Raw genomic sequence first — 9,417 nt, forward strand, 5'->3', positions numbered from 1 at the left:
TTACAAACGTTAAACGCTTTCGGCGTTTAGCAACTAGAGGGATTATAGATTTCAGATATCTCCCTGATTTATTTTTAAAGATTGGAGGAATTGTATTCCTCAAGAGAGAAGAATCACGCTACATAATTACGTTACAGGATAGGAAATGAATTTCAGATATCGCTTTGGCGCGGTTGAATACGATCTTGCATCGCGAACGCATGTGATGGGAATCTTAAATGTGACACCGGATTCGTTTTCAGATGGCGGGCGTTATCTGGATGTCGAACAGGCAATTGCACATGGAAAGAAGCTAGCGGAAGACGGTGCGGATTTTATTGATGTCGGCGGAGAATCAACAAGACCAGGTTCAGAATCGGTTTCGATAGAAGAAGAAATACGGAGAGTCATTCCAGTTATCGAATCGCTGGCAAAAAAAGTAGACGTTCCTATTTCTATCGATACCTGCAAGTCAGATGTGGCGGAAGCTGCATTGCAAGCTGGAGCAGTCATTATCAATGATATTAGTGCGATGACATTTGACGGGAAGATGGCATCGATCGTAGCGAAACATAAAGCGAGCGTTGTAGTAATGCATATTCAAGGTACACCCAAAACGATGCAGCTGAATCCGAGTTATAAGAATGTAACCGAAGAGGTAAAACAGTTCCTGCAGGAGCGTGTTGATGCGGCAGTGAAAGCCGGTATCAAACAAATTATTGTTGATCCAGGGATAGGGTTTGGAAAAAAGTATGAACACAACATTCAGCTGCTCAAGGAATTAAAATCTTTAACGTCTCTTGGATATCCGTTGTTAGTGGGAGTATCAAAAAAATCATTTCTTGGCGCGATTTTGAATTTACCGCCGAGCGAGCGAATGGAAGGGACTGCCGCTGCAGTCACAGCATCTATTTTGAACGGCACCAACATCATCCGCGTGCACGATGTAAAAGAAATGAAACGTGTGGCAATGGTCAGCGATGCATTGAAATCTGCCGGTCTGCCGGAAATACCTTGAGATGGGATTCATAACCAAAACAATCGCGATTCTTATTCCAGCGTTCAATGCAGAGTGGTCACTGGCAGAACTCGTACGTCGGGTGCGTACTGCGATTGGCGAGGTGCAGATCGTTGTTGTCGATGACGGCTCGACGGACCAAACGCATGAAGGTGCAGCTTCCGTTGGAGCAGTTGTTCTTCGGCATGAAAAGAATCGAGGCAAAGGCGCTGCACTTCAGACCGGCTTTGATTACTTCAACAAACAAACCGGCATTGAATTTATTATAACGATGGACGCCGACTTACAGCATCAGCCGGAGGAGGTTCCAAAATTTCTTCTTGTTCAACAAAAAACGAACGCAGATATTGTCATCGGCTGGCGTGAAAAAATCGGAACTCGAATGCCGATACACCGAAAAATTTCTAACACAATTACATCAGCGCTGGTAGGATTGCGAACTGGAGTGAAAATTAAAGATAGTCAATGCGGTTTTCGACTGATGCGCCGATCCGTTATCGACTGCATTAAACTCGAAACGACCGGCTATGAAGCAGAGACAGAATTTCTGATTAAAGCGGCGCGGCGCGGCTTTAAATTAGAATTCGTTCCTGTGCAGACGATCTATGGCGTTGAAAAAAGTTATATGACACACTGGACAACAACAGTGAATTTTATCAAGGTTATTCTCCGGAATTATGAATGAATCGATTTGAAAAAGAGCGAGCTGAAATGATTGAGCTGCTGCGTCAGCGCGGTATCAAGAATGAACAACTCTTGAAAGCGATGCGGAATGTAGAGCGTGAACAATTTGTTCTGCCGGCGTTTATGAATCGTGCGTATGACGATAGTGCCCTGCCGATTGCACACGGACAAACAATTTCTCAGCCATACACAGTAGCATTTCAAACAGAGAGATTACAAGTCGGAAAGGATTCAAAAGTGCTGGAGATTGGGACCGGTTCAGGTTATCAAGCAGCCGTTCTTGCTGAAATGGGATGCCGCGTGTTTACCATCGAGCGGCATGTGGAATTGCAATTAGAAGCACGCAAGCTGTTAGAAAAATTAGGGTACCACGTAGCGGCACGCTGCGGAGACGGAACAGTAGGATGGAATGAATATGCGCCGTACGATGGGATAGTTGTCACAGCGGCAGCTCCGGAAGTGCCTCAGCCGTTACTTGACCAGCTTGCCGACGGCGGGCGGCTTGTGATTCCGGTTGGAGACTTAGAAACCCAATCAATTCGAGTAATAACTCGTTCGGGTGATCAGTTTGAATCGGTGGAGTCGCTTGGGTTTAAATTTGTTCCCCTTATCGGGAAAAAAGGTTGGAAAGAGAAGTAGTGGTCGAGCACAGAAGGTGTACCCTTGCGAAGGTTCTAAAACCTTCGCAAGGGTAATACAGATATGAAATACGAATCTGAAAAATATTACCATATCTACAACCGGGGAGCTAACAAAGAGGAAATATTCTTTTTTCATGAAAATTATCGTTATTGCCTTCGACTATTAGAAAAGTACGCAACAAAGTACAAAGTCGTGGTTCTTGCTTACTGCCTTATGCCAAATCATTACCATTTTATGCTTCGGCAATCATTAAAGGGTTCGGTACAGCGTTGTATCCAGACTCTCTTTAATTCATACACACAAGCACTAAACAAAGAGCAGCACAGATCAGGAACGCTTTTTGAGGGCAGGGCAAAAACCCGCGAAGTCGATAGCGATCTGTATGCCGTTCAACTCTGCGCATACATCCATCTTAATCCAGTAGCAGCACAATTAGTGAGTAAACCTAATGATTGGGAGTTTTCTGATTACAATATCTGGATTTCGACTGACGAACCCAACAAACCTTGTGAAGGTTCGAATGACCTTCGCAAGGGTAAAATATTTACGGATTTATCACTAAGAAATTTATATTTTGACGATGGTGAGACATACAAAAGGTTTGTGGAAGAACAACATCGGATAAAAACTGATGAAAAATTTGAATGCTTCCTTTTGGATTGAGCCTTAAACCTTGCGAAGGCTGTTGGTGCTAGTGATGGAAAGGCTACAACATGGTCTGATACATCATATTTTAGTATAGACAAGTCAACAGTTGTAGAAGATAAAGTAAATAATAAGCCAGAGGGTTTCTGTCTTGAATAGAATTTTCCTAATCCATTTAATCCATCAACAATAATAGTGTACAACCTTGCGAAGGTTCCAAATCCTTCGCAAGGCTACAAGGTTACCTGTCGGCATATCTATCGCTACCTTGATATTGGCACAGCTAAGCCGATATCGTTTTGCTCGTCGTCGTGTTTACTCACTTACCGAATCTGCTGGAGTTCATTGTAATATTTCTGAAGTACGTAAAATGCTTTCTTTTTCTCGCCCTTTTCAGAAAGCAAACCCTTCCTGTTCCGAAAATCCTGGATTCCTGTTAATTGTCTGCGCGGCGAACGAAAATCCATGAGAATCCATGGACTCGTCCCGCTCAAGAATGGAATCTTCCGTAGCATGACAAGCTGATGTATGTACAACGACTCCTGAAATTCTTCACTCCACGCTGTCAGCGAATCTGCATGAAATCCGAAGAGCGCGCTGCCTCCAAATTCGCTCATGATGAGTGGCTTATCAAATCTTGTTTTCCACTGGATGAAATCGTTTTTTTGCGGCAGCCCGTCGTACCATCCGATGTATTCATTACATCCTAACACATCGACAAATTCGCCAAGCGGATCGTCAATCATTTGTGTCACCGTATCGATATAATGCCGTTCCATCGCAGCAGTACAAAGTCGTGTCGGATCCATCTCTCGTGCTTGATGAATCAAGCTTTTGAGAAATTCCAACCGCGGCGTACTCAACGGCGTTTCGTTGGCAACTGACCAGCAAATGATCGAAACCCGATTTCTGTCACGTGTAATCATTTCAGAGAGCTGCCGCGATGCGTTTCTATATGTCTGATCATTCTCCCATCGGATTGTCCAATAAACCGGAATTTCAGACCAGACCATCAATCCGAGCTTATCTGCTTCTTTTACCATATTTTCATTATGCGGATAATGCGCCAGCCGAACAAAATTGCAACCCAATTCCTTTGCCCACCCCAGTAATGTTCGTGCATCTCGAACACTGTTCGCCCGTCCTGACCGGAAAGGGGCTTCTTCATGAATGGATATACCTCTTAGAAAAACCGGTTTGCCATTGAGAAGTATTTGTGTTCCTTTCGTTCCGATTGTCCGGAATCCAATGAAACTGGAAAGAGTATCTGTTTCAGAAGAAACTATTACTTCGTGCAGTACCGGATTTTCCGGCGACCAAAGTTTCACTGAAGCAGGAAATGAAAATTTCACAAATCCGCTCGAATCTGTTTTGTATTGCCGTCGAATGTTTGCATCGTGCAGAGCGACGCTGACTTTCTGATGAAGTTGAGAACCATTCAACTGTATCCAGCCGGATATTTCGCCTGCAGATTCTTTTTTCAATTGCACAACATCATCACTGATGAATGTTGCAGGAGTCTCTATGATGCTCACGCTCCGTGTCAATCCGCCATAGTTCCACCAGTCCGTGTTCAGAGTGGGAACGCATTCGGCACAGCGTTTATTGTCAACCTTTACGATGATGAAATTGTCCTTCTCTCGGACAAGATTTGTTATTTCAAAACTGAATGGCGTAAATCCGCCTTCGTGTTGACCAAGTGTTTCTCCGTTAAGATACACGATCGCACTATAGTTTGCAGCGCCAAAGCGCAGGAAAACACGTGTGTTGTTTTTCTTTTTGAAATCAAATGATTTCTTGTACCAAATCGTACCTTCGTAGAGGAAAAGTTCTTTTCTCTGTGAATTCCAGTCACCCGGAACAGTCAGAGTATCAGAGATGTCGAAATTGTATTCAATGTGGTCCCATTTATTTTTAGACTTTTCGTTCTTGAAAAATCCATTCGGATTCGGTTCCCAACGATAATTGTAAAAACCATTTTCATACGGATCGATAATATAATTCCAACTTCCATCAAGGCTGATGGATTTTCGCTCACCTAATGTCATAAAAGATTCTTGTGCGTAACCTTGAATTGAAAAAAGGAAAGTAAGCAATGTGATCTTGATTTTGTTCATGCATTTTCTCCTTTTGCTAAAGTATGTCCTGGTTTTCAGCCGAGACATTTCGAAGAATGAAAACCTGTGCTACACGCATCAATCTTAGGTGTCTAGATTCCTAAAAAATCATAGAATCTCAAAATGAAAATGAAGACGATAATTTTCCATCAAAACAGAATAGCATTAAGATAATCTTTTTTTCTCTCTACGCAACCGGCGTGAATTATATACAGCAAAGAAGAGTGCATGCCTGTTTTCATCAGAAGAAACATGAGAAAAAATTTTGATTGCCACTAGATTTCCATCCAACCGCAGAAAATTACTTGGAATAAATCTGAAATATGACTACAATACTATCCAAATATTTTGAACTCTACATTCATTCTCACAAATTACAAAGGGATAGCATGAAAATCTCCATATTCCTTTTTGTACCATTCACATTTCTCTTTGCTCTTCCACTGGCGGGTCAACCGGCTTCATCTGATAAAAAGATTGAAGACCTCATCGGAAAGATGACGCTCGAAGAAAAGATCGATTTCATCGGCGGATATCAGGATTTCCACATTCGCTCCGTTCCACGGCTTGGAATCCCTCAAACCAATATGGCCGACGGCCCGGTTGGTGTACGAAATTATGGCCCCTCTACCGCATATCCTGCAACAATAAATCTTACCGCTTCATGGGATACGATGCTCGCTCGTCGAGTTGGAGATGCAATAGGGAAAGAATCGCGTGCACGGAATAACCATTTCATGCTCTGCCCGGCTATGAATATCCACCGCGCACCCATGAATGGGCGTAACTTCGAATACTTAGGTGAAGATCCTTTTCTTGCCGGAAAGATTGCTGTACAGATTATTCAAGGTATACAACAGGAAGGTGTTATGGCAACTGCCAAGCACTATATGGGAAATTTTCAGGAATATAATCGCCACAGAATTTCAACCGACATGGATGAACGGACGATGCGCGAAATCTACCTTCCTGCATTTCAAGCTTCGGTCATAGAGGGGCATACTGCTGCGGTCATGACGTCGTATAACCTTGTAAACGGTATTCATGCATCTCAGCACGATTATTTGATCAACAAAATTCTCAAAGATGAATGGAAGTTTGACGGAATTGTTATGTCGGACTGGACCTCGGTGTATGACGGCGTTGCTGCTGCGAACGGTGGACTCGATCTGGAAATGCCTTCGGGAAAATGGATGTGCCGTGATACACTTCTTCCTGCCTTGAAAGATGGAAGATTGTCGGAAAAAACTATTGATGATAAAATCCGGCGCATTCTCCGGGAATATGAACGATTCGGTTATTTTGAAAATCCGGATATTAGCAAAGGATTTGTACTAGATTCTAACGACGTGCGTGCGACATCGCTCGATGATGCGCGAGGTGGTATTGTGTTATTGAAGAATGAAAAAAACATTCTTCCGTTGCAGTCAAATTCTATAAAACGAATTGCGCTCATCGGTCCGAATGGTGATCCTGCCGTCACCGGAGGCGGGGGAAGCGCGCTTGTCCAACCGCTCCATCCCCTTTCACTCTATGAAGCATTACAGCGTATTGCACCGAAAGACATAAGCGTCACTTTCGAATCCGGAATCTACGAAACAGATCTTCCTCCTGTAGAATTTTATGCTCAAAGTAAATTCTATTCCATGACCGATGGAAAGAAAATCCCGGGCTTGAATATAGAATACTTTGCTAAACGCTGGCCGGAAGGGAAGCCGGATCAGAAACAGCATGTTGATAACAGCAATCTCGTATTCAACAATATTCCAGACGGCATTTCAAAGGATAACTTTTCAGCTCAATGTTCTGGACTTCTTCAAGTGGAGGAATCAGGAAAGTATCGCTTTGTTGTATCATCAGATGTTGGTTTTAGACTCTTTGTCAATGATTCAGTTATTGTAGGCTCATGGAGCAATGTCAAAGAAGCGGTGCATTCTGCAACCGTCCAATTAGAGGCGGGAAAGGAAAATAAAATCTCTTTGCATACATGGCAACGTCATGCCAATGGTATTGTCCGGCTGGGATATGAAACCGAGAAATCAGCAAAACAAAAAACTGCAGAAAGATATCGGCAAGCGTACAAGCTTGCTGAACAAAGTGATCTCGTTATTCTCTCCGTTGGATTTAATAATGAAACTGAGAGGGAAAATGCAGACAGGACATTTGCCCTGCCGATGCAGCAGCAGGAGTTAATTCAGGAAGTAATGAAAGCGAAAAAAGATATTATAGTCGTTCTGAACGCCGGCGGGAATGTCGATATGAACCAATGGCTTCTGCAAACGAAAGCGCTCATCCATGCTTGGTATCCAGGACAGGAAGGAAACCTTGCCGTTGCCGAAATTCTTTTTGGAAAAACCAATCCATCCGGAAAACTTCCGGTAAGTTTTGAGAAACGCTGGGAAGATAATGCGACGTACAATAGTTATTACGATGACGATGGTGATAAGCATGTAAAATTCACTGAAGGAGTTTTTCTCGGATATAGGCATTTCGATAAAGACAACATCGATCCGCAATTTCCTTTCGGGTTCGGACTTTCGTACACCACGTTCGAATACAGCAATCTGATTGCAAATAAAGATCAGTACAAAATAACCGATCCTGTGGAGATCACACTCACGGTAAAAAACACAGGAAAGGTTGATGGTGCAGAGGTTGTAGAACTTTATGTAAATGATCCTGTCGCTTCCTTGCCGAGGCCTCCAAAAGAACTCAAGGCGTTTTCAAAAGTTCAGCTTAAAGCTGGAGAAAGCAAGGAAGTAAAATTCACGTTGAATGAAAATGCGTTTCACTTCTATAACCCAGATAAGAAACAATGGGTCATAGAGCCCGGCGAGTTTAATATTCTCATTGGCAGTTCCTCAAAAGATATCCGAGTAAAAAAGAATATTATAATTCTTGAATAGCAGTCTTCTATAGTTTTTCTCATTAAAAAAGCCTCAGCGAATGTCTGAGGCTTTTTGTTTATTCTTGAAAATGTTTTACAATCAATAACGATCAAATTCTTGAATATATAATCGTTCTTGAGAGCAATTTGAATTACAACGCACAATGACGTAACTTACTATCCATTTTAACGAGCGAAGATCAGTAGACAAAACATGAACATATTTAATTATAAAGCATGAAGTCCATGTTGATAGAGATGCAATAATTCTATGTCATTTCCACTATTACTTGTTATCGTCGGACCAACAGCATCGGGAAAAACTGCGCTCTCGATTCTTCTCGCTGAAAAGTTGGGTGGAGAAATCATCTCAGCGGACTCACGGCAAATCTATCGGTATCTTGATATTGGTACAGCGAAGCCGACATCCGAAGAACTTCAACGTGTTGGTCACCAATTCATAAATATTCTTAATCCAGATCAATATTACAACGCCGGAGAATATGGCCAACAAGCCCGTGCGAAGATTGAAGAACTTTTGAAGCAAAACAAACAGCCGATTCTTGTCGGTGGTTCCGGTTTGTATGTTCGTGCCGTCATCGATGGATTCTTTGAAGGACCTGGTAAAAATTCGGATATACGCGAACAGCTTGAAACTGAAGTACACGCGCTTGGGCCTGAGAAATTATTTGAACGTTTGAAAAAGATCGATCCAGTTTCCGCGGGAAAGATGGATGCAACGAAAGTGCGGCGAGTTATTCGCGCCTTGGAAGTGTATTATACAACCGGCAAACCAATTTCCGATTTACATTCAATTCAAGAAGCAAAAAATTCATTTGAAGCCGTACAATTTGGATTGCAATGGGAACGAAAAGCGCTTTATCATCGAATTGAACGACGAGTCGATGAGATGATAGAGAACGGATTGATTGAGGAGGTTCGCGGATTGCTCGAAAAAGGATATTCGCGCGGCGCAAACGCGCTCAACACGGTTGGTTACAAAGAAGTGTTCGATTTTTTCGAGGGGAAGATAACGAAAGAAGAAATGACCCGGCTGATCAAACAAAATACGCGCCATTTCGCCAAACGGCAATTGACGTGGTTTCGAGCAGACAAACGAATTCAATGGATTCCGTTGAATGATGAAACAAATTGGAACGTTATTGCGGAACACATACAAAAAGACTTTCAATCTGCTCATCAAGACCCATCCTCTCCAAATTGATTTTCCTGCATCTGTTTGCTATATTGTATCGTTCAAGTTATCATCGGGGCGTAGTCCCGCCGTTGGCGGGATAGACTCCGCCTGGTAGCGCGTGGCGCCTGCGGCGCCAAGGTCGGAGGTTCAAAAGATAAAAGTGATTTAGAATGATGTAGATAATATTAGTCCATCGGGGCGTAGCGTAGCCTGGTAGCGCGTGGCGCCTCCGGCGCCAAGATCGGAA

At 42.9% G+C, this 9,417-nt stretch carries 7 protein-coding genes; 6 read left to right on the plus strand and 1 reads right to left on the minus strand.

Going from position 1 to position 9,417, the window contains the following annotated elements; all coding sequences use genetic code 11:
- The first annotated feature begins 145 nt into the window (after positions 1-145).
- The 4 genes from folP (at position 146) to NTX44_10155 (ending at position 2,986) form a co-directional block, all read left to right on the plus strand.
- Entirely contained in the window at positions 146-997 is an 852-nt protein-coding gene (folP, locus tag NTX44_10140) for a dihydropteroate synthase (GenBank protein MCX6121966.1), read from the plus strand.
- Position 998: 1 nt separating this feature from the next.
- A complete protein-coding gene (locus NTX44_10145; protein ID MCX6121967.1) occupies positions 999-1,682 on the plus strand; it encodes a glycosyltransferase family 2 protein in 684 nt (227 codons plus the stop codon).
- Positions 1,679-2,320 (plus strand): protein-L-isoaspartate(D-aspartate) O-methyltransferase, encoded by a 642-nt coding sequence (locus tag NTX44_10150; GenBank protein ID MCX6121968.1) that lies wholly within the window; start codon positions 1,679-1,681, stop codon positions 2,318-2,320. The genes NTX44_10145 and NTX44_10150 overlap by 4 nt, the downstream gene beginning before the upstream one ends.
- Positions 2,321-2,383: 63 nt before the next feature.
- On the plus strand, positions 2,384-2,986 hold the full coding sequence (locus tag NTX44_10155; GenBank protein ID MCX6121969.1) for a transposase: 603 nt from the start codon (positions 2,384-2,386) through the stop codon (positions 2,984-2,986).
- Between the two features lie 305 nt (positions 2,987-3,291).
- Here the strand turns inward: NTX44_10155 and NTX44_10160 are convergent, their stop codons facing one another.
- Positions 3,292-5,085, minus strand: a complete 1,794-nt coding sequence (locus NTX44_10160) for a beta galactosidase jelly roll domain-containing protein (GenBank protein ID MCX6121970.1) — start codon at positions 5,083-5,085, stop codon at positions 3,292-3,294.
- Between the two features lie 389 nt (positions 5,086-5,474).
- Here NTX44_10160 and NTX44_10165 point away from each other — a divergent pair, with 389 nt between their 5' ends.
- Both NTX44_10165 and miaA read left to right on the plus strand, forming a co-directional pair.
- Positions 5,475-7,991 (plus strand): glycoside hydrolase family 3 C-terminal domain-containing protein, encoded by a 2,517-nt coding sequence (locus NTX44_10165; protein ID MCX6121971.1) that lies wholly within the window; start codon positions 5,475-5,477, stop codon positions 7,989-7,991.
- Between the two features lie 252 nt (positions 7,992-8,243).
- Positions 8,244-9,197, plus strand: a complete 954-nt coding sequence (gene miaA / locus NTX44_10170) for a tRNA (adenosine(37)-N6)-dimethylallyltransferase MiaA (protein ID MCX6121972.1) — start codon at positions 8,244-8,246, stop codon at positions 9,195-9,197.
- Positions 9,198-9,417: the final 220 nt, after the last annotated feature.

The organism is Ignavibacteriales bacterium, from assembly GCA_026390575.1.
Classification (GTDB): domain Bacteria; phylum Bacteroidota; class Ignavibacteria; order UBA10030; family UBA10030; genus Fen-1298.